The 18813-nt window shown below is 68.3% G+C and carries 18 protein-coding genes and 1 other RNA gene; 10 read left to right on the top strand and 9 right to left on the bottom strand.

What is annotated here, in order from left to right; all coding sequences use genetic code 11:
• Window positions 1-16 precede the first annotated feature (16 nt).
• The 7 genes from AC3WLC_RS25970 to AC3WLC_RS25940 all read right to left on the bottom strand — a co-directional run bounded on the left by AC3WLC_RS25970 (window position 17) and on the right by AC3WLC_RS25940 (window position 6741).
• A complete protein-coding gene (locus tag AC3WLC_RS25970) occupies window positions 17-973 on the bottom strand; it encodes a diguanylate cyclase domain-containing protein (RefSeq protein WP_493686792.1) in 957 nt (318 codons plus the stop codon).
• 90 nt (window positions 974-1063) lie between these two features.
• A complete protein-coding gene (locus AC3WLC_RS25965; RefSeq protein ID WP_493686791.1) occupies window positions 1064-2296 on the bottom strand; it encodes an ABC transporter permease in 1233 nt (410 codons plus the stop codon).
• Window positions 2293-3042 (bottom strand): ABC transporter ATP-binding protein, encoded by a 750-nt coding sequence (locus AC3WLC_RS25960; RefSeq protein ID WP_493686790.1) that lies wholly within the window; start codon window positions 3040-3042, stop codon window positions 2293-2295. Before AC3WLC_RS25960 ends, AC3WLC_RS25965 begins: the two co-directional genes overlap by 4 nt.
• A 10-nt stretch (window positions 3043-3052) precedes the next feature.
• Window positions 3053-4726: a hypothetical protein gene (locus tag AC3WLC_RS25955; protein WP_493686789.1), complete on the bottom strand. Its 1674-nt coding sequence runs from the start codon at window positions 4724-4726 to the stop codon at window positions 3053-3055.
• A 125-nt stretch (window positions 4727-4851) separates the two neighbouring features.
• Window positions 4852-5640, bottom strand: a complete 789-nt coding sequence (locus tag AC3WLC_RS25950) for an N-acetylmuramoyl-L-alanine amidase (protein ID WP_493686788.1) — start codon at window positions 5638-5640, stop codon at window positions 4852-4854.
• Window positions 5637-6383, bottom strand: a complete 747-nt coding sequence (locus tag AC3WLC_RS25945) for a TerB family tellurite resistance protein (protein WP_493686787.1) — start codon at window positions 6381-6383, stop codon at window positions 5637-5639. Before AC3WLC_RS25945 ends, AC3WLC_RS25950 begins: the two co-directional genes overlap by 4 nt.
• A 55-nt stretch (window positions 6384-6438) precedes the next feature.
• Complete coding sequence (locus AC3WLC_RS25940; protein WP_493686786.1) at window positions 6439-6741, bottom strand: YMGG-like glycine zipper-containing protein; 303 nt, start codon at window positions 6739-6741, stop codon at window positions 6439-6441.
• Between the two features lie 314 nt (window positions 6742-7055).
• On the opposite strand from AC3WLC_RS25940, the gene AC3WLC_RS25935 reads away from it, so the two are divergent.
• Both AC3WLC_RS25935 and rnpB read left to right on the top strand, forming a co-directional pair.
• On the top strand, window positions 7056-7721 hold the full coding sequence (locus AC3WLC_RS25935; protein WP_493686785.1) for a lytic transglycosylase domain-containing protein: 666 nt from the start codon (window positions 7056-7058) through the stop codon (window positions 7719-7721).
• A gap of 154 nt (window positions 7722-7875) precedes the next feature.
• Window positions 7876-8282, top strand: an RNA gene (rnpB, locus tag AC3WLC_RS25930) — RNase P RNA component class A.
• A gap of 47 nt (window positions 8283-8329) precedes the next feature.
• On the opposite strand, the gene AC3WLC_RS25925 is transcribed toward rnpB, so the two are convergent.
• Together AC3WLC_RS25925 and AC3WLC_RS25920 are read right to left on the bottom strand one after the other, a co-directional pair.
• The gene (locus AC3WLC_RS25925) at window positions 8330-9283 is read right to left on the bottom strand and encodes an MBL fold metallo-hydrolase (protein ID WP_493686784.1); all 954 of its coding nucleotides are present in this window, start codon (window positions 9281-9283) and stop codon (window positions 8330-8332) included.
• Window positions 9284-9403: 120 nt separating this feature from the next.
• A complete protein-coding gene (locus AC3WLC_RS25920) occupies window positions 9404-9829 on the bottom strand; it encodes an organic hydroperoxide resistance protein (RefSeq protein ID WP_493686783.1) in 426 nt (141 codons plus the stop codon).
• Between the two features lie 230 nt (window positions 9830-10059).
• Here AC3WLC_RS25920 and AC3WLC_RS25915 point away from each other — a divergent pair, with 230 nt between their 5' ends.
• The 8 genes from AC3WLC_RS25915 to mraY all read left to right on the top strand — a co-directional run bounded on the left by AC3WLC_RS25915 (window position 10060) and on the right by mraY (window position 18682).
• Complete coding sequence (locus AC3WLC_RS25915) at window positions 10060-10524, top strand: MarR family winged helix-turn-helix transcriptional regulator (RefSeq protein WP_493686782.1); 465 nt, start codon at window positions 10060-10062, stop codon at window positions 10522-10524.
• Between the two features lie 385 nt (window positions 10525-10909).
• Window positions 10910-11365: a division/cell wall cluster transcriptional repressor MraZ gene (locus AC3WLC_RS25910; protein WP_152013021.1), complete on the top strand. Its 456-nt coding sequence runs from the start codon at window positions 10910-10912 to the stop codon at window positions 11363-11365.
• Window positions 11362-12366, top strand: coding sequence for a 16S rRNA (cytosine(1402)-N(4))-methyltransferase RsmH (gene rsmH, locus AC3WLC_RS25905; protein ID WP_493686781.1), 1005 nt, complete (start codon window positions 11362-11364; stop codon window positions 12364-12366). Before AC3WLC_RS25910 ends, rsmH begins: the two co-directional genes overlap by 4 nt.
• A gap of 2 nt (window positions 12367-12368) precedes the next feature.
• Complete coding sequence (gene ftsL, locus AC3WLC_RS25900) at window positions 12369-12758, top strand: cell division protein FtsL (protein WP_493686780.1); 390 nt, start codon at window positions 12369-12371, stop codon at window positions 12756-12758.
• Window positions 12755-14548 (top strand): peptidoglycan D,D-transpeptidase FtsI family protein, encoded by a 1794-nt coding sequence (locus AC3WLC_RS25895; RefSeq protein WP_493686779.1) that lies wholly within the window; start codon window positions 12755-12757, stop codon window positions 14546-14548. The genes ftsL and AC3WLC_RS25895 overlap by 4 nt, the downstream gene beginning before the upstream one ends.
• Window positions 14549-14685: 137 nt before the next feature.
• Window positions 14686-16158 (top strand): UDP-N-acetylmuramoyl-L-alanyl-D-glutamate--2,6-diaminopimelate ligase, encoded by a 1473-nt coding sequence (locus tag AC3WLC_RS25890; protein WP_493686778.1) that lies wholly within the window; start codon window positions 14686-14688, stop codon window positions 16156-16158.
• Window positions 16155-17582 carry a UDP-N-acetylmuramoylalanyl-D-glutamyl-2,6-diaminopimelate--D-alanyl-D-alanine ligase gene (locus tag AC3WLC_RS25885; RefSeq protein WP_493686777.1) on the top strand — a complete coding sequence of 476 codons (1428 nt, stop codon included), beginning with the start codon at window positions 16155-16157 and terminating at the stop codon, window positions 17580-17582. Before AC3WLC_RS25890 ends, AC3WLC_RS25885 begins: the two co-directional genes overlap by 4 nt.
• Window positions 17583-17599: 17 nt before the next feature.
• Entirely contained in the window at window positions 17600-18682 is a 1083-nt protein-coding gene (gene mraY / locus AC3WLC_RS25880; protein WP_493686776.1) for a phospho-N-acetylmuramoyl-pentapeptide-transferase, read from the top strand.
• Window positions 18683-18813: the final 131 nt, after the last annotated feature.

The following is an 18813-nucleotide window of genomic DNA, read 5'->3' as shown; positions in this document are numbered from 1 at the left end:
TCCTTGCGCTACTCGCTCAGACCACGTGCATCTCGCCGGCGCGGACCATCGCGACGTCGCCCGCGACCTCCACGGGATCGCCAAACAGGCGCAGGCAGTTGCGGCCGGCGGCTTTGGCGACGTAGAGCGCCGAATCCGCCTCGGCGAAGCGCCGCTCGGGATCGTGCAGCAGGCCAGGCCGCAGGATGGTGGCGCCGATCGAGGCGCTGACCTCGATGGTCGTGCCGCGCCAGACGACCGGGCGCGACAGCGCCGCTTGCGCCTGCTCCAGCCGGTGCAGCAGATAGGGGCGGCCGGCGGCGGAGCAGATGAGCAGGCCGAATTCGTCGCCGCCGATGCGGGCAATGATCGCGGCGTCGCTGAGCGTGCTCTCCAGCCGCATGGCGATCTGGCGCAGGCATTCGTCGCCGGCGGCATGGCCGAGCCGGTCGTTGATCGGCTTGAGATTGTCGAGATCGACGATGGCGAGCAGGCCGAGCGCGCAGGCGTCGCCGGTGTGGCGGCGGAGATCCGTGAGCTGCATCTCGAAGGCGCGGCGATTGGCGAGGCCGGTCAGCGGGTCGCTATAGGCGAGCCGCCGCAGGCCCATCCACATGTCCTTCTCGCCGGTGATGTCCTGCTTGGCGCCATGGATGCGGGCCGGCCGGCCATGCTCGTGCGTGACCGAGGCGGAGAGGCGCATCCAGCGCTCGGCGCCGCTGGCGGTGCAGATGCGGGCGTCCATGACGAAGCCCTGGCCGCTGGCGATCAGCCGGCCGCGCAGGCGCTCCATCTCGGCGCGGGATTCGTCATGGTAGAGCTCGACGATCGAGCGGCGGTTGATGACGCAGCCGCGCTGCAGGCCGAACAGGTCGTAGATGCCGTCGGTCCAGCTCAGGCGCGTATCGGCGAGCCGGCATTCCCAGGCGCCGATGCAGGCCATCAATGCGGCCTGGTCGTAGAGGCGCCTGGCTTCGGCGTCGGAAAGCGACATGGTCTGGCCCTATGCGCTCGCCCGGTGATCGGTTGAGTCCGGTGACGCTAGGGCCGAAGAGTTAACGAAGCTTACCGCGTGGGCAGGTTCTCACTCGCGCCGGAGCGCCTCGATCGGGTCGAGCCGCGCCGCCTGCCTTGCCGGGTAGAAGCCGAAGAAGACGCCGATCAGTCCGGAGACGCCGACGGCGATCAGGATGGTCTGCGGCGAGATCACGAAGGGCCAGCCGGCAAAGCGCGCGATCGCGGTGGCGGCCCCGATGCCGAGCGCGATGCCGACGGCGCCGCCGATCGTCGCCAGCGTCGTCGCCTCGATCAGGAACTGCGAGAGCACGTCGCGCTGGCGGGCGCCGACGGCGAGCCTGAGGCCGATCTCGCGGGTGCGCTCGGTCACCGAGACCAGCATGATGTTCATGATGCCGATGCCGCCGACCAGCAGCGAGACGCCGGCGACGGCGGCGAGCAGCCAGGACAGGGTGCTGGCGGCGGCTGTCGCGGTGTTGGCGATCTCGGTCAGGTTGCGGACGATGAAGTCGTCCTCCTGGTCCTCTGTCAGCCGGTGGCGCTGGCGCAGGAGCGCGCGCGTCTGCTCGATGCCGGGATTGATCGCCTCCTCGCTGGCGAACTTGACCATGATGGTCTGCACCGAGCGGTCGCGGGCATAGTTGCGGCCGACGATGCGGCGCCGGCCGGTGTCGAGCGGCACGAAGATGACGTCGTCCTGGTCCTGGCCGAGCGCCGATTGGCCCTTGCCCGACATCACGCCGATGACCTTGAACGGCACGTTGCGGATACGGAACATCTGGCCGAGCGGATCGCTCTCGCCGAACAGGTTCTTCGCCACGGTCTGGCCGATGATGGCGACGATCTCGCCGCGGCGCAGTTCCTCCGGCTCGAATAGCCGCCCTTCGGCGAGGCCCCATTCGCGGGCGGTGAAGAAATCGAGATCGGTCGCGGTGATCGTCGTCGACCAGTTGGTGCCGGCGTAGACGGCCTGGGCGCGGGTGGTGATCACCGAGGCCGAGGCGACGACGTCCTCGACCTCGGCCAAGACGGCTTTTGCGTCCTCGTCGGTCAGGGTCGAGGAGGCGCCGGCGCCCAGCCGCACGCCGCCCTGGGTGACGTTGCCGGCCTGGATGATGGCGAGATTGGCGCCGAGCGACTTGATCTGGCTGTCGACGCGTTCGCGGGCGCCCGAGCCGATCGCGACCATGGCGATGACGGCGGCGACGCCGATGATGATGCCGAGCATGGTCAGCGCCGAGCGCAGCGCGTTGGCGCCGATGGCGGAGAGGGCCGAGCGGATGGCTTCGATGAGGCTCATTCGGCGGCCTCCGGCAGCGGGGCGGCGCTGTCATGCGCGGCGAGCGCCGCGCGAGCGTCGGCCGGCTCCTGGCGGGTGTCGGCGATGACATGGCCGTCGCGAAAGCGCACGACGCGGCGGGCATGGCGGGCGACCTCGGCGTCGTGCGTCACCAGCACGACGGTGACGCCTTCGCGGTTGAGGTCCTGGAAGAGGGCAAGGATTTCCAGCGCGGTACGGCTGTCGAGCGCGCCGGTCGGCTCGTCGGCAAGGAGGAGGCGCGGCTGGTTGACCAGCGCGCGGGCGATGGCGACACGCTGCTGCTGGCCGCCGGAGAGCTGCATCGGGCGATGGTGGGCGCGGTCGGCGAGGCCGACGCGGGCGAGGGCATTGAGCGCGCGTTCGCGCCGCGACTTGCCGTCGAGCCCGGCATAGACCATCGGCAATTCGACATTAGCGCAGGCATCGACGCGCGGCAGCAGGTTGAACTGCTGGAAGACGAAGCCGAGCTTGCGGTTGCGCAAGGTCGCGAGGCCGTCGCTGGAGAGCGTCTCGACTGCGACGCCGTCGAGCCGGTAATGCCCGCCGGTCGGCCGGTCGAGGCAGCCGACCAGATTCATGAAGGTCGACTTGCCCGAGCCGGATGGGCCCATCACCGCGACGAGTTCGCCCGCCTCGATGTCGAGCGAGACCCCGGCGAGCGCGGTGACGCGGCCGGAGTCGAGATCGTAGACCCGAGAGAGATCGCGCACCTCGATCAGGGCCATGGCAACGACCTCAGAACAGCCGCGGGCCGCGCGGGGCCGGGCCGCGGCTGGTGGAGGCGGGCTCGGCATTGCGCGGGCCGCCGCCGATCACGACCTCGACGCCCTCGGCGATGCCGGCCACCGGCAAGACCTGCGTGAAGGCGCCGTCGCTCGGGCCAAGCCGGATCGCGACCGGCTTGGGCTGACCCTCGCCGTCGAGCACGTAGACGCGCCCCGGGGTGACATCGCTCTGCGCCGCCGGGCGGCCTTCCTGCATCAGCGCCTCGAATTTGGCGCGGCGCTCGGGATCGAGCACGGCGGCGATCTTGGTGCGGACTTCGGTGCGGGCAGCGCGGAAGGCGACGCGGCGTTCCTCCTCGGAGAGGCCGGCCATGGCCTGACGGTTGCCGGCGCGCTGCTCGGACATGATCGCGGCGATCGCCTGCTTCTGCTCGGGCGTCGGCTGGACCTCCTCCTCGATGCGCTCGCGCAGGGCACCGGCAGCGCGCGCGCCACCTCCGCCTCCGCTGCGACCGGCTTGCGCCTCGGCCGGCGCTGCTGCGGGCAGGGCGGTCGGCCCTCCGAGCGGGCGGAAGCGCAGGGCGGCATTGGGCACGCGCAGCACGTCCTGCCGGTCGTCGGTGACGATCTGGAGGTTGGCGGTCATGCCCGGCAGGAGCGCGAGATCGCGGTTCGCGACCCTGACCACGCCGGTATAGGTGACGACGTTCTGGATGGTCTGGGCGCCCAGACGGACCATCTGCACCTTCCCCTGGAAAGTGCGGTTCGGATAGGCGTTGACGCTGAACGAGACGTCCTGGTCGACCTTGAGCCGACCGACATCGGCCTCGTCGATATTGGCGTAGATGTCGATGGTGCGCAGGTCCTGCGCGATCTGGAACAGCACCGGCGCCGAGAGCGAGGCGGCGACCGTCTGGCCGAGATCGACCTGGCGCTGGACGACGACGCCGTCGACCGGCGAGCGGATGTCGGTGCGTTCGAGATCGATCAGGATGTCCTTGAGCTTGGCGTCGCGCTGGGAAATCGCAGCCTCGCCGGACTGGACCTGGCCCTCCGCCAAGGCGATGTCGGCGTCGAGCCCGCCGATCTCGGCCTTGAGCGAGGCGATCTGCGCCTCGTTCGAGGCGAGGGTCGCGGTCTGGATCTCGACCTGGGTGCGGGCGCTGTCGAGGCCCTGCTGCGCGCCGGCACCGCGCGTGAACAATTCGTTCTGGCGATCGAAGGTGCGCCTGGCGTCGGCGAGCTGGGCGCGGGTGCGGTCGCGCTGCGCTTCGAGATCGTTGACGGTCGAGTTCGCCTTGGTCCGCGCCACCTTGGCCCGATCGAGCTGGGCGCGCTTGACGACGAGGTCGGCCCTGGCCTGCTGCAAATCTGCGGCGGCGGCATCGCGGCGGGTCTTGATCTGGTCGCTGTTGAGGCGGGCGACGACCTGGCCGGCCTTCACCTGCGAATTATAGTCGGCGAGGATCTCGACGATCTGGCCGGAGAGCTGCGAGCCGACCACGACGGTCGTCATCGGGGTCAGCGTGCCGGTGGCGCGGACGGAAGCGGTGATCCGGCCGCGGTCGATCGCGGCGGTGCGGTAGGGCGTATCGTTGGCGGCGCCGCCGGTCGGCCGCAGCGCGAAATAGCCGGCTGCCAGCGCGCCCGCGCCGACCACCGCACCGATTGCCCAGAGACGCACGTCCGTTCACCCTCCGAGGCCGGGAACAATCCCAGCCTTCCATTGCCGCACATCATGCCAGATTCAGGCGGGTGAGACGAGTTAACTCGCTGCAATGTTGCGGAAAGCTTGCCGGATGCGGGGATTCAGCCCGTCCGGGCGTCCTGGGTCAGCGCCAGGAGGTCACGCAGCGTGGTGATGGTCGAGCCGTCGGCGACGCCGTCGACCTTGTCCGGCCGCCAATGGCGCTGGAAGGCAGCGACGACCGCCTCGAAACGCTCGTCATAAGTGCCGTCGACCGCAACGCCGTAACCGAGCATGGCGAACATCGCCTGCAGCGCCTCGACCGGCGGGCCGGCATCGCCGCGGGCGAAGAAGCGGCCGCCCTTGATCGGCGCCGGCAGGGTCCAGAGGCCGACGCCGCCCTCGGCGAAACGGCGCCAGGGGAATTTCTCGCCGGGATCGATCTTGCGGCCTGGGGCGATGTCGGAATGGGCGAGCACGCGCTCGGGCGGAATCTGCCAGCGCTCGCAGATGTCGCGGCAAAGGTTCAGCGTCGCGGCGATCTGTGCTTCGGGAAAATCGGGCAAGCCGGCGGGATGGCCGGGATGGGCGATCTCGATGCCGATCGAGGCCGAGTTGAGATCGGTCTCGCCGGCCCAGTGCGAGGCGCCGGCATGCCAGGCCCGGCGCTCCTCCGGCACGAGCTGGAGGGTGTGGCCGTTCTCGAAGACGAAATAATGCGAGGAGACCTGCGAGGCCGGATTGCACAGCCACTGCAGCGCTTCTCCGGCATCGGCCATGCCGGTGTAGTGCAGGATCAGCGTGTCCGGGCGGCGTCCAGTCGCGCCGTCGCGGAACTTGCGCTCGCCATGGTTGGGCGAGGGGAAGACCTTGGCGGCGAAGCGGCTGTCGGGTGCGAGGGTGAGGCTCACGCCGGCTCCGGTTCTCTGCGGCCGATGCCGCGTTCCTTCTCGATCGCGTCCCAGGCGGCGTTGATGGAGGCAAGACGGCGCGTCGCGATACAGACCGCTTCTTCGGGCAGGCCGCGGGCGATCTCGCGATCGGGATGGTTCTCCAGGACGAGGCGGCGATGCAGCTGCTTGAGCTCGCCGTCGCTCATCTCGCGGCTGGCGCCGAGCACGAGATAGGGATCGTCGCGGCGGCGCAGGTGCCGCGCCTCGATGCGGGCGAAGCCGGCCTCGTCGATGGCGAAAATCGTGGCGACGTCGCGCAGATAGGCGTGCTCGCGCTCATGGATCGCGCCGTCGGCGGCGGCGATCAGGAACAGACCGTCGAGCACGTCCTCGAGCAAGGCCGGTTCGTCGCGGAAGGCCTCGGCGATCTGCTGGGCATAGGCCTCGAAGCCGGCGCTGGTCTGCTTGGCGAGGTCGAACAGGCGCTCGACCTGGGCCTTCTGCTCCTCCGGCACCTCGACGATGCGCTCGAAGGCGGCGATCTCCTCACGCGTCACCACCCCGTCGGCGCGCGCCATCTTGGCGGCGAGCGCGACGAGGCCGGTGGTGAAGATCAACTGCTTGGGGGCAGGGCCGAAGAGCGCGCCCTCCCGGTCGATCAGGACGTGCCCTGCGAGCGCGCCGACGAGCGCGCCAAGCGGCCCGCCCAGCGCGAAGCCCAGGCCACCGCCGCCCAGAAGCCCCCAGAATGATGAGGTCATCGTTCATCCAGCCACGGCCGGATCGGCCGCGGCTCCTGCGTAGAATGCAACCGGCTCAGCGGCAATACAGCTGGCCCCAGCGGTCGCGATAATAGCCATAGGGGCAGCCGCCGTAATAGCCGTCGTCATAGTAGTAGCCGCCGCGGCGATAGGGCGAGGTGGCCGAGCCGATGATGGCGCCGCTGGCGCCGCCGATCGCCGCTCCGGCGAGGGCTCCGCCGGCGCGGCCGGTGGCGAGCCCGCCGATGACGGCGCCCGTCGCAGCGCCGAGCACGGCACCGCCGCCGACGCGTTCCTCATGCGGCGTGCAGGCGCCCAGCGCCAGCCCGACGGCCGCCATTGCGATCAACTTCTTCATCTCGTTCCCCCTTCGCGGGTCGCATCCAGCAGCACGGTCTCGGCCGGAGCCGACTTTATTGCATTGCGACCGGTAATTGCGGTCGCAATGCGGCGATGATTTGGCCTGCCGCCATGACTGCGTCAACGCCCGCGAGGATGAATCGTTCCGCCGCTCAATACATGATAATTACTGCTTTCGGAGCGAGGCTAAAGTAATCGATCTTCTTTCGGAATCGATTGAAATTTGTTCGTATCGGCCAGATTGTCGTCACATTCATCTATCATTTCGCCGCACCGTTCTTGGCTCGTGCCGATAGATGAGGCTCCTCCTGCATGATGAAAATCTCTGGTAGCGGCTGCGCCGCCTTCGCGATTTGCCTGGCCTTTCTTCAACCCGCTTTTGCCCAGGTGAACGCCGAGACCGACGCCCGCGCCTTCATCGTGCGAGAGGCCGAAATCAGGCGCCAGGCCGCCGCTGCCGAGCAGGGCCAGGATTCGCAGAAGGCGACCCCGGAGACCGCCGAGACGAAGGGCGGGCGCAAGGCCTCGGCGAAGGCCGAGAGGGGCGTGCGCGAGGCCCGCAAGCCGCTCGCGGCGCCGGCCGGTTCGGAGGGCCTGCGTGCGCTGGTCGCCCGCCATGCCGCCGCCAATGGCGTGCCGTTCGCGCTGGCCGATGCCGTGGTCCGCGTCGAGAGCCGCTACAACCCGCGTGCCGCCCATGCCGGCAATTTCGGCCTGATGCAGATCCGCCACCAGACGGCGCGCGGCGTCGGCTATGCGGGCGGTGCTTCCGGTCTGCTCGATGCCGAGACCAATGCCCGCTACGGCATGAAATATCTCGGCCAGGCCTATCGCCTCGCCGGCGGCGACACCTGCCGCACCGTGATGAAGTACCAGAGCGGCCATCTCGCTAACCGCATGAGCGGCGCCAACCGCACCTATTGCGCCAAGGTCCGCAGCATCTCCGGCAGTGCGCACACCATCTCCGCCAGCAACTGATCTCGTATTCCGGCAGATCGCTTCGCGATGCCGGATTCATCCATCGTTGAAAATCAGGCACTTGCGTGATTTTCAACGAGCGGAACACGCAATCCCCTGACGGGATTGCGTATGTGCTTGACGGCTCCGGCCTTTCCAGCGCAGAGGGAGCCCGCCAGTCGGCCGGACGGCCGCTCCTGCTTCGGCAGGGGAGGAAAGTCCGGGCTCCACGGAAACACGGTGCCGGATAACGTCCGGCGGGGGCGACCCCAGGGAAAGCGCCACAGAGATCGAACCGCCGCGGGCTTCGGCACGTGGTAAGGGTGAAAAGGTGCGGTAAGAGCGCACCGCGGACCCGGCAACGGGGACGGCATGGCAAGCCCCACCGGGAGCAAAACCGAATAGGGACGATGCTCGCCCGCAAGGGAGGAGGGGCCGGTTTCCAGGTCCAGTCGTCCGGGTTGGTTGCTCGAGGCACGCAGCAATGCGCGTCCCAGAGGAATGGCCGTCACGTCGGGGGCAAGTTCCTGCGGGAGCCTGCTCCCGGCCGTCCAGAACCCGGCTTACAGGCCGGCTGGCACCCCTTCTGTTACGAAAAGGGCCGGGAGCGATCCCGGCCCTTTCGCTATTCAGAGCGTATAGCTCCATTCCGCCGTGGCGAAGCGATAGCCGTTGCCTTCCTTGCTCACCCTGCCGAAGCCGGGGAAGGGCATGTGCGCTCCGGTGAACACAAGCTTGTCCGCCGCCGCCATGTCGAGCACGCGCTGGCGCGAGGCCGCGGCCTGCTTGCCGTCGGTGTCGAAGACGAAGGTGATCTCGGGCTGGGCCGTCTGCAGCACGACATTGTGGATGCTGTCGCCGACGAGCAGGAGCTGCTGGTTGCCGGAGGAGAGCCGCAGGATGCTGTGGCCCGGCGTATGGCCGGGGGCGTGCTCCAGCGTCAGGCCGGGAGCGACCTCGCCCGCCTTCACCTTGCGGGTGCGGGCAGTATAGGGCGCGAGTGCGCCGCGGGCCGAGGCGAAGAACGGCTTGGCCTCGGCCGGCGCCTGGCTGAGGATGCCGTCATCGTGCCAGAAGGCGTATTCGGTTTCGTGGATGACGAGCTCGGCATTGGGGAAGCGCGCGGTCTTCTCGGCCGTCAGCAGGCCTTCGTGATGGTCGGGATGGGCATGGGTCAGGATGATCGTGTCGATCTGCGCCGGCTCGATGCCGGCGGCGCGCAGATTGGCCTCGGCCCGGCCCATGGTGTTGCCCATGCCGTTCCAGGCGCCCGAGCCGGAGTCGATCAGATAGGTTCGGTCCTTGCTGTTGACGACGAAGGCGTTGACCGAGGTCGGCAAGCTTTCGTCGAGACCGGCGCCGGCGACGAGCTGGCCGACAGTCGCCGGGTCGGCGCTGCTGAAGGATTTGGCGCCGAGCGGGACATAGCCGTCGAGGATCGCGGTGATCTCGAGATCGCCGAGCTTGCGGCGATAGATGCCCGGAACCTGGTTGCCGGAGAGGGGCGCGCGGGCTGTGGCCGGCAGAACGGGCGCGAGCGCAGTGGCGGCGGCCGCTGCGAGGAAATGGCGGCGATCGATCATGGGGATGTTCCAGAGGCTTTGAGGTTGAGGCTTCCGGAAACGAGGCTCGCTCCGGGCGGGCCAAATCGTCTCACGGCCGGAGGAATGTCCGGCCGTGAGGATCAGATGGGTTGCGTAGGGTCAGGCCGCAACCGTCAGCTGGACGTCGATGTTGCCCCGGGTCGCGTCCGAGTACGGGCAGACGATGTGGGCCTTCTGGACGAGGTCCTCGAGCTTGGCCTTGTCGATGCCGGGCGCCGAGATCGTCAGCTTGGCGGCGATGCCGAAACCCTTGCCGTCATCGCGCGGGCCGATGCCGACATCGGCGCTGACGCGGGCGTCGTCCGGGATCTTCACGCCCTCCTTGCCGGCGGCGAACTTCAGCGCGCCGAGGAAGCAGGCGGAGTAGCCCATGGCGAAGAGCTGCTCGGGATTGGTGCCGTCGCCGCCGCCGCCGCCGAGCTCCTTCGGGGTGTTCAGCACGACCTTGACGTTGCCGCTGTCGGTCGCGGCCTGGCCTTCGCGGCCGCCGGTGGCGGAACCATGGGCGGTGTAGAGGATCTTCATCTCTGCTCTCCTTGGTTGGCGGTCCATCCGCCGTGGTCGATGAGAATTAGATTGTGTACAATTGAATTGTCTGCAATTCACATTTCCGTGAACGAGGCGGTATTCGATGCGATGAGAGGGTATCTTGGATTCATCGCAGGGGAGACTGTTTCATGGGCGGGTTGTTCCGATCCGATCGGATCGCTCCCCCTGCCCACCGAGCCATGATGCGGGCAACAGGCGGCAAGGTCATGACGAAGGATGCGAAGGCGACGACGGTGCGCGGGCTCGACGAGCAGATCTGCTTTGCGGTCTATTCGGCCGCCCATGCCTTCAACCGGGCCTATCGGCCGTTCCTGGCCGAGCTCGGGCTAACCTATCCGCAATATCTGGTCATGCTGGTGCTGTGGGAGCAGGACGGCCAGAGCGTTAAGGCGATCGGCGAGCGATTGGGGCTCGACTCCGGCACGCTGACGCCGCTGCTGAAGCGCCTGGAGGGCAATGGCCTGATCCTGCGCAAGCGCGGCCGGGAGGATGAGCGCCAGGTGCTGGTCGAGCTGAGCGAGGCGGGCCAGCTCCTGCGTGAGAAGGCGGGTAGCGCACCCAATCCGGTGCCTTGCGCGGTCGAGGACAGCGGTGTCCCGGCGGGCCGTCTGCTCGGTGATGTCCAGGCTTTGCGCGAGGCGCTGCTGCGCCGGGCTACGGCCGAGGACTGAGGCCAGCAGGGCAGGGCCCAGCCGCCCCAAAAATATTTCCGCGCAGCTTGGTCCAGCCGGCCGGCTGAAGGAGCGCTACGCGCCGGCTTTCGCGCGCCAAAATCCTCGTGTTTACGGATAGTTAACCTTAACGGGCTGTGATGTCCGCAGGCTCGGGCAGACCCGCGTCCGCAGCGTTGGATCCGTTGACGCCCATATTGTCCCATGCTATCCCAAATCATCCCGTCGAGACCGACAGGCAAGCAGCAAGTCAGGGCCCGTGTGCCGCGCGGATCCTGGCTGACGGCCCCGCCATGTCGGGATCGGCGGGACTATCGATCGCCGGTTCCTGCCGGCTCGCTTCGCGCCCTGGCGGCGCGGCTGGAAGTCCGACCTGGAGGCGGCGTTGACGGACCGCTTCGTCTCCCATTTCACCAACAAGCTCGATGCCAAGGGGCGGGTCTCGATCCCGGCTCCGTTCCGCGCCGTGCTGGCGAAGGATGGCTACGAAGGGCTCTACGTCTATCCGGCGCTCGACCAGTTCAGTCTCGACTGCGGCGGCCATGCGCTGCGCGCGACGATCGACGAGATCCTGTCGCGCTTCTCGCCGTTCTCGGAGGAGTGGGAATCGCTCTCGACGGCGCTGAACGGCACCTCGGAAGTGTTGAAGGTCGACCCGGAAGGGCGGATCATGCTGAGCGAGACGCTGAAGGCGCATGCCGGCATCGGCGATACCGTCACCTTCGTCGGGCAGGGCCACAAGTTCCAGATCTGGGAGCCGGAGCGCTTCAAGGCGCATCTCGAGGAGGCCAGGGCGAAGCTGCGCGACGTCCGGCGGACATTGGGCGCGAGGCCGGCATGAGCAGCGAACCGCATATCCCAGTGCTGATGAACGAGGCGCTCGACGCGCTCGACCTGAAAGCAGGAGGCCGCTATCTCGACGGCACCTTCGGCGCCGGCGGCTATTCGCGCGCGCTCTTGGAGCGCGAGCCGAAGGCGACGCTGCTCGCACTCGACCGCGATCCGAGTGCGATCACCGGCGGTGCCGGCCTCGTCGCGGCGATGGGCGGGCGATTGACGCTGGCCGAAGCGCGCTTCGGCGCACTGGCCGAGGAGGCCGAGCGCTTCAAGATGACGCCGCTCGACGGCGTCGTGCTCGACATCGGCGTCTCCTCGATGCAGCTCGACCAGGCCCAGCGCGGTTTCTCGTTCCGCTATGACGGGCCGCTGGACATGCGGATGGAGGCGGGCGGCCAGAGCGCGGCCGAGCTCGTCAACGAGGCCGATGAGGGCGTGCTCGCCAACATCATCTATCACTATGGCGAGGAGCGCCGCTCGCGCGCCGTTGCCCGCGCCATCGTCGAGGCCCGGCGCAAGGCGCCGATCACGACGACCAAGCAGCTCGCCGATCTCGTCGCCGGCATCGTTCGGGGCGAGCCCGGCGGCGCCCATCCGGCGACGCGGACCTTCCAGGCGCTGCGCATCGCAGTCAACGACGAGCTCTGCGAGCTGGTCCGGGCGCTGCACGGCGCCGAGGCCGTACTCGGACCGGGCGGGCGGCTCTCGGTCGTGACCTTCCATTCGCTCGAGGACCGGATCGTCAAGCAGTTCTTCGCCGAGCGTTCGGGCAGGGCGCCGGGCGGCTCGCGCCACGCCCCGGCGACGGCTGCCCCGCAGGCGACGTTCAGGCTGGTGACCAAGGGGCCGGTCGCGCCATCCGAAGCCGAGACGAGAGCCAATCCGCGCGCCCGCTCGGCCAAGTTGCGCGCCGCCGAGCGCACCGAGGCGCCGCCGCGCGCGCCCGATCCCGACCTCGTCGAACTCGCCGTCGTTCCCGCGCCGCAAACCCGCCGGAGGAGCTGAGCGTGATCAAGCTCTTGCACATCATCGCCATCGGCGCGCTGGTCTCCTCGGCGCTCTATGCCTACTCGATCAAATACGAGACGACGCTGCAGGCCGAGCAGCTGCAGAAGCTCAAGGCCAAGGCCCAGCGCGAGCGTGAGGCGATCGCGGTGCTGAAGGCCGAATGGCAGTTCCTCAATCGCCCGGAGCGACTGCAGGCACTGGCCGACAAGCATCTCGACCTGCAGCCGTTGCAGACGAACCAGATCGTGCGCCTGTCCGACATCCCCAATCGCGGACCGAAGGTGGATTCGATCGGCCGCAAGCTCGAGGATCTCGGCCTCGGCCTGCCGACCGAGACCCCCAGGGACCGCAAGAGCAACACCGCGACGACGCCGGGAGCCCGCCCATGAGCCAGGAGCCCAACCAGCCGTCGGCGCCCGAGATCGCCGCCGCCCCGATCGCCCAACCCGAGGCCGTGAAGCGCAAATGGCGCTTCCGCACCGAGTGGCTGCGCGACATCTTCCGGATGAGCGGCGAGAAGAGCGAGCCGCGCGTCGGTCTCGTCATCCTCGGCTTCAGCGGCCTGTTCCTCGCGATCGTCGGCCGGCTCGTCATGCTCGGCGCCTTCCCGAGTGACCAGGTCGGCCTGCGCCGGGCGACCTCGAACGCGATCTCGGCGGCGCGGCCCGACATCCTCGACCGCAACGGCGTCCAGCTCGCCACCGACATCCGCACCGTCTCGGTCTTCGCCGAGCCGCGCAACATCCTCGACAAGGACGAGGCGACCGAGCTCCTCACCGCAGTCCTGCCCGATCTCAACGCCAAGGAGCTGCGCGACAAGCTCGGCACCAAGAAGGGGTTCGTCTGGGTCAAGCGCGAGATCACGCCGCGCCAGCAGGCCGAGGTGCACCGGCTCGGCATCCCCGGCGTCGGCTTCGTGCCGGAGAACAAGCGCGTCTATCCGAACGGCAATGTCGCGGCCCATGTGCTCGGCTTCGCCAATGTCGACAATATCGGCATCGCCGGCATCGAGAAGTACATCGACTCGCAAGGTCTGCAGGACCTGAACGGGGCGGGCTTCGCAGTGCAGGCCTCCGACCTCAAGCCGGTGCAGCTCTCGATCGACATGCGCGTCCAGCACCTGCTGCGCGACGAACTGGTCAAGGGCATCGAGAAATACCGGGCGATCGCGGCGGCCGGCGCCGTCATGGACGTCAACACCGGCGAGATGATCGCGCTGGTCTCGCTGCCCGATTTCGACCCCGGCAACCCGGTCGACGCGCTGGAGAAGGACCGGATCAACCGGATGAATGTCGGCGTCTACGAGATGGGCTCGACCTTCAAGGCGCTGACCATCGCGATGGCGCTCGATTCCGGCAAGGCCAACATCAATTCGAGCTATTCGACCGCCGGCGGCATGATGCGGTTCGGCCGCCAGGTCATCAAGGAATACCACGGCACCGGCCGCACCCTGACCGTGCCGGAAGTGTTCCTGCACTCGTCGAACATGGGCTCGATCAAGATGGCGCTCTCGGTCGGCGTCGAGGGCCACAAGGCGTTCCTGAAGAAGATGATGCAGCTCGACCGGATGACGACCGAGCTGCCGGAGAGCGCCTCGCCGATCGTCCCGCAGCGCTGGGGCGAGATCAACACGGCGACGATCGCCTTCGGACACGGCCTCGCGGTCGCGCCGATCCAGGCGCTGGCGGCGGTGGGCGCGCTGGTCAATGGCGGCTACCTGATCAAGCCGACCTTCCTGAAGCGCTCCGAGGAGGAGGCCAAGAAGGACGCGATCCGGGTGATCAAGCCGGAAACCTCCGAGGCGATGCGCTTCATCATGCGCATCAATGGCGAGAAGGGCTCGGCCCGCTTCGCCGACATTCCCGGCTACTTCGTCGGCGGCAAGACTGGCACTGCCGAAAAGGTCATCAACGGCCGCTACGCCAAGAACAAGAACTTCACCACCTTCACGGCGATCGCGCCCTCGGACAAGCCGCGCTACGTCTTCCTCGCCATCTATGACGAGCCAAAGGGCTATGCCGAGAGCGGCGGCTACTCGACCGCGGCCTGGAACGCCGGCAAGACCACCGGCAAGGTGATCGAGCGGGCCGCGCCGATCCTCGGCATGGCGCCGCGCTTCGAGCCGCCGCCGTCGCCGTTCCCGCTGATGGCCAAGCTCGGCGCCTGGGGCTCGCGGTAAGGGGGAGCCATGCTCGGGCCCGGCCCGAGCATCTCTGGACGGAAGGGAGCTTGATCCTGCATGAGCTTCTCGGGTCTACGCTCTGCTTCGCCCGAGACTGACGCGCGGGGTCCCGCGCCCGGCAAGGATATGCGCTTGTGACTGATACCGGCTTCAGCCTCGACCAGCTCTTCCCGGGAGCCTTCGCCGACGCAGGCGAGCGCCGCGTCGGCGGCGTCTCCTTCGACAGCCGCAAGGCCGCGCCCGGCGAAGCCTTCGTCGCGCTCGCCGGCGCCAAGGCCGATGGCGCGCGCTTCATCAGCGATGCAGTTCAACGTGGAGCGACTGCGATCGTATCGAGCGGGCAGCGTCCCGCCGATCTGCCCGCCGGGGTCGCTTACGCGCAGGTGGCAGATCCGCGTCTTGCCCTCTCGCTGGCTGCAGCCAAGGTGCATCCGCGCCAGCCCGGCACGGTCGTCGCCGTCACCGGCACCAGCGGCAAATCCTCGGTCGCCGAGTTCACCCGCCAGATCTTCATGGCACTCGGCCGCAAGGCGGCGAGCGTCGGCACGATCGGCATCGTCACCGAGGCCGGTGCCGATTACGGCTCGCTGACCACGCCGGACCCGGTCTCGCTGCACGCCTCGCTCGACCGGCTGGCGGGCGATGGCGTCACGCATCTTGCGATGGAAGCCTCCTCGCATGGGCTCGACCAGCACCGGCTCGACGGGGTCAGGCTTGCGGCTGGCGCCTTCCTCAATCTCGGCCGCGACCATCTCGACTACCATCCGAGCATCGAGGACTATCTTGCGGCCAAGCTGCGGCTCTGGACATTGCTGCCGGCCGGCGCGCCGGTGGTGATCAACCGCGACGAGCCCTATGCCGATAAGGCCGAGGCGGCGGCGAAGGCCGGTGGTCATCTCGTGATCGGCATCGGTCGCGGCGGCGATCGCCTGAAACTGCTCGACGTCGTCCGCGAGGGCTTTTCGCAGCGCCTGACGATCGACGTCGATGGCGTGACGACCGAAGTGCTGCTCCCGCTGGTCGGCGATTTCATGGCCGGCAATGCGCTGGTCGCAGCCGGGCTCGCGATCGCGACGGGCGAGGATGCGGCAGCTTCGGTGCGTGCCATCGCCGGCCTGCAAGGTGTTCCCGGCCGGCTGGAACGGGTCGGCGAACATAGTGGCGGACTTGTCGTCGTCGACTATGCCCACAAGCCCGATGCGCTCGCAGCCGTGCTGAAGACCTTGCGCCCTTACGCCAGCGGCCGGCTGATCTGCGTCTTCGGCTGCGGCGGCGACCGTGACCGTGGCAAGCGCCCGCTGATGGGTGGCATCGCCGCTGATGGCGCCGACATCGCCATCGTCACCGACGACAATCCGCGCAGCGAGGATCCCGCTGCGATCCGCGCCGAGGTGCTGGCCGCGGCGCCCGAGCGTCTCAAGGAGATTGGCGACCGGGCCGAGGCGATCGCGGCCGGTGTCACCATGCTGCAGCCTGGGGATGTCCTTGTCGTAGCCGGAAAAGGCCATGAAACTGGCCAGATCATCGGCGATCGGACGCTGCCGTTCTCGGACCATGAGGTGGTCCGCGAGGCGATCGCAGCCTTGGCTGGGGGAAGACTGGGATGACCACCGAACCGCTGTGGACCGGCGCGCGCCTGATCGAGGCGATGGGCGCCCGTTCGCAAGGGCCCGTGCCGGCCGCCGTGAACGGCGCTTCGATCGATACGCGCACGCTGGAACCCGGCGAGGCCTTCTTCGCCATCACCGGCGAGGCGCGCAACGGGCATGACTTCGTGGCGGCGGCGCTCGACAAGGGCGCGGCGCTCGCGGTGGTCGACGAGGCGCATGCTGGCGCCTTCCCGGCCAACGCGCCGCTCGCCATCGTTCCCGATGTTCTACGCGGCATGGAGCAGGCCGGCATGGCGCGCAGAGCCGAGCTCAGCGCCAAAGTCGTCGCCGTCACCGGCTCAGTCGGCAAGACCGGTACCAAGGAAGCGTTGCGCCTCGTGCTCTCGCGCCAGGGCAAGACCCATGCGCCGGTCGCCTCCTACAACAACCATTGGGGCGTGCCGCTCACCCTGACCCGGACGCCCCGCGACGTGCGCTACGGCGTTTACGAGATCGGCATGAACGCGCCCGGCGAGATCCTGCCGCTGGCGAAGATGGTCCAGCCCGATGTCGCGGTGATCACCACGATCCAGCCGGTGCACCTCGCCGCCTTCGAGTCGCTGGAGGGCATCGCCCGCGAGAAGGCGGCGATCTTCAATGGGTTGAAGGCGGGCGGCACCGCGATCATCAACGCCGACATCCCGCAGGCCGGCCTGCTGCGTGAGCTGGCGCTGGCAGCCGGGGCAGGGCGGGTCATCTCCTTCGGCGAGAGCGAAGCCGCGGATGTCCGGCTGATCGGCTGCTCCTTGAAGCCCGATGTCTCGACCGCCGAGGCCAATGTCATGGGCCGGCCGGTGACCTACAAGCTCGGCAGCCCGGGCAAGCATATCGTGCTCAACTCGCTCGCGGTGCTGGCGGCGGCCGAGGCGCTCGGCGCCGATCTCGCTCTGGCCGCGCTGGCGCTCGCCGATCTGGTGCCGCCATCGGGCCGTGGCGCCCGGCAGGTGCTGCATGCGCCGGCCGGTCCGTTCACGCTGATCGACGAGAGCTATAACGGCAACCCGGCCTCGATGCGGGCAGCGATCGAGAATCTCGGCCGCATGCCGGTGTCGGGCAGGGGGCGGCGCATCGCCGTGCTCGGCGACATGCTGGAGCTCGGCGAAACCGCACCGGAGCTGCACAAGGGGCTCGCCGACGCGGTCACCGGTAACGGCATCGACCTCGTCTTCGCCTGCGGTCCGCTGATGAGAACCCTCTACGACGCCTTGCCATCGCACCGCCGCGGCGCTTATGCCGCACAGGCGAGCAGCCTCGAGCCCTATGTGCTCGATGCGGTCCGCGCCGGCGACGTCGTCACGGTGAAGGGCTCGCTGGGTACGCGCATGGGGCCAATCGTCAAGGCGATGACGGCCCGTTTCCCGGTCGTCCAGGCCGACGACTGAGTAAGGAACAAGGTTCGATGCTGGTTTGGCTTGCCGAGTTCGCGGGATCGTTCCCGGTCCTCAACGTCTTCCGCTACATCACCTTCCGCGCCGGCGGGGCGACCGCGACGGCGCTGCTCTTCGTCTTTTTCTTCGGACCGGCGGCGATCTCCTGGCTCAGGATCAAGCAGGGCAAGGGCCAGCCGATCCGCACCGACGGGCCGGAATCGCATCTCGCCAAGCGCGGCACGCCGACCATGGGCGGCCTGATGATCCTGACCGGGCTGTTCGTCGCGACGCTGCTCTGGGGCAATCTGCGCAATCCTTATGTCTGGATCGTGCTCGGCGTCACCGCGAGCTATGGCGCGATCGGCTTCTATGACGACTTCCTCAAGGTGACGAAGCAGTCGCACAAGGGCTTCTCCAGCAAGGCGCGCCTCGGCCTCGAGATCGTCATCGCGCTCGCCGCCTGCACGGCGATCATGCAGGTCAGCCCGCCCGCGATCGCCAGCGGCTTCGCCCTGCCGTTCCTGAAGGAATGGATGATCCCGCTCGGCATCCTGTTCCCGGTGGTCACCGCCTTCGTCGTGGTCGGCGCCGGCAATTCGGTGAACCTGACCGACGGGCTTGACGGGCTCGCCATCGTTCCGGTGATGATCGCGGCCGGTACCTTCGGCTTCATCGCCTATCTCGCGGGTAACGCCATCTTCGCCAACTACCTGCAGATCCACCATGTGCCTGGTGTCGGCGAACTCGCCGTGATCTGCGGCGCCATGATGGGGGCGGGGCTCGGCTTCCTCTGGTTCAACGCGCCGCCGGCCCAGATCTTCATGGGCGACACCGGCTCGCTCGGCCTTGGCGGCATGCTCGGCACCATCGCGGTCGCGATCAAGCACGAGATCGTCCTCGCCATCGTCGGCGGCCTGTTCGTGGTCGAGGCGCTCTCGGTGATCATCCAGGTCGCGGTGTTCAAGCGCACCGGCAAGCGCGTCTTCCTGATGGCGCCGATCCACCACCATTTCGAGAAGCTGGGCTGGACCGAGCCGCAGGTGGTGATCCGCTTCTGGATCATCTCTGTGGTGCTGGCGCTGGTCGGCCTCGCCACGCTGAAGCTGCGTTGAGGCTGTATTGACATCTGTCGGATCGTTGTTGGTCGGACCCACTTTTGTCATTCCGGGGCTTCGCGTAGCGAAGAACCCGGAACCCACGGCTGGGCGAGGCGCCCGCGACTGGGCATTTGATATCTCACCCG

Source organism: Allobosea sp. GW821-FHT03A12 (assembly GCF_058986765.1).
Note: the sequence above shows the minus strand (reverse complement) of the source record. Positions and strands in the feature narration are given on the sequence as shown.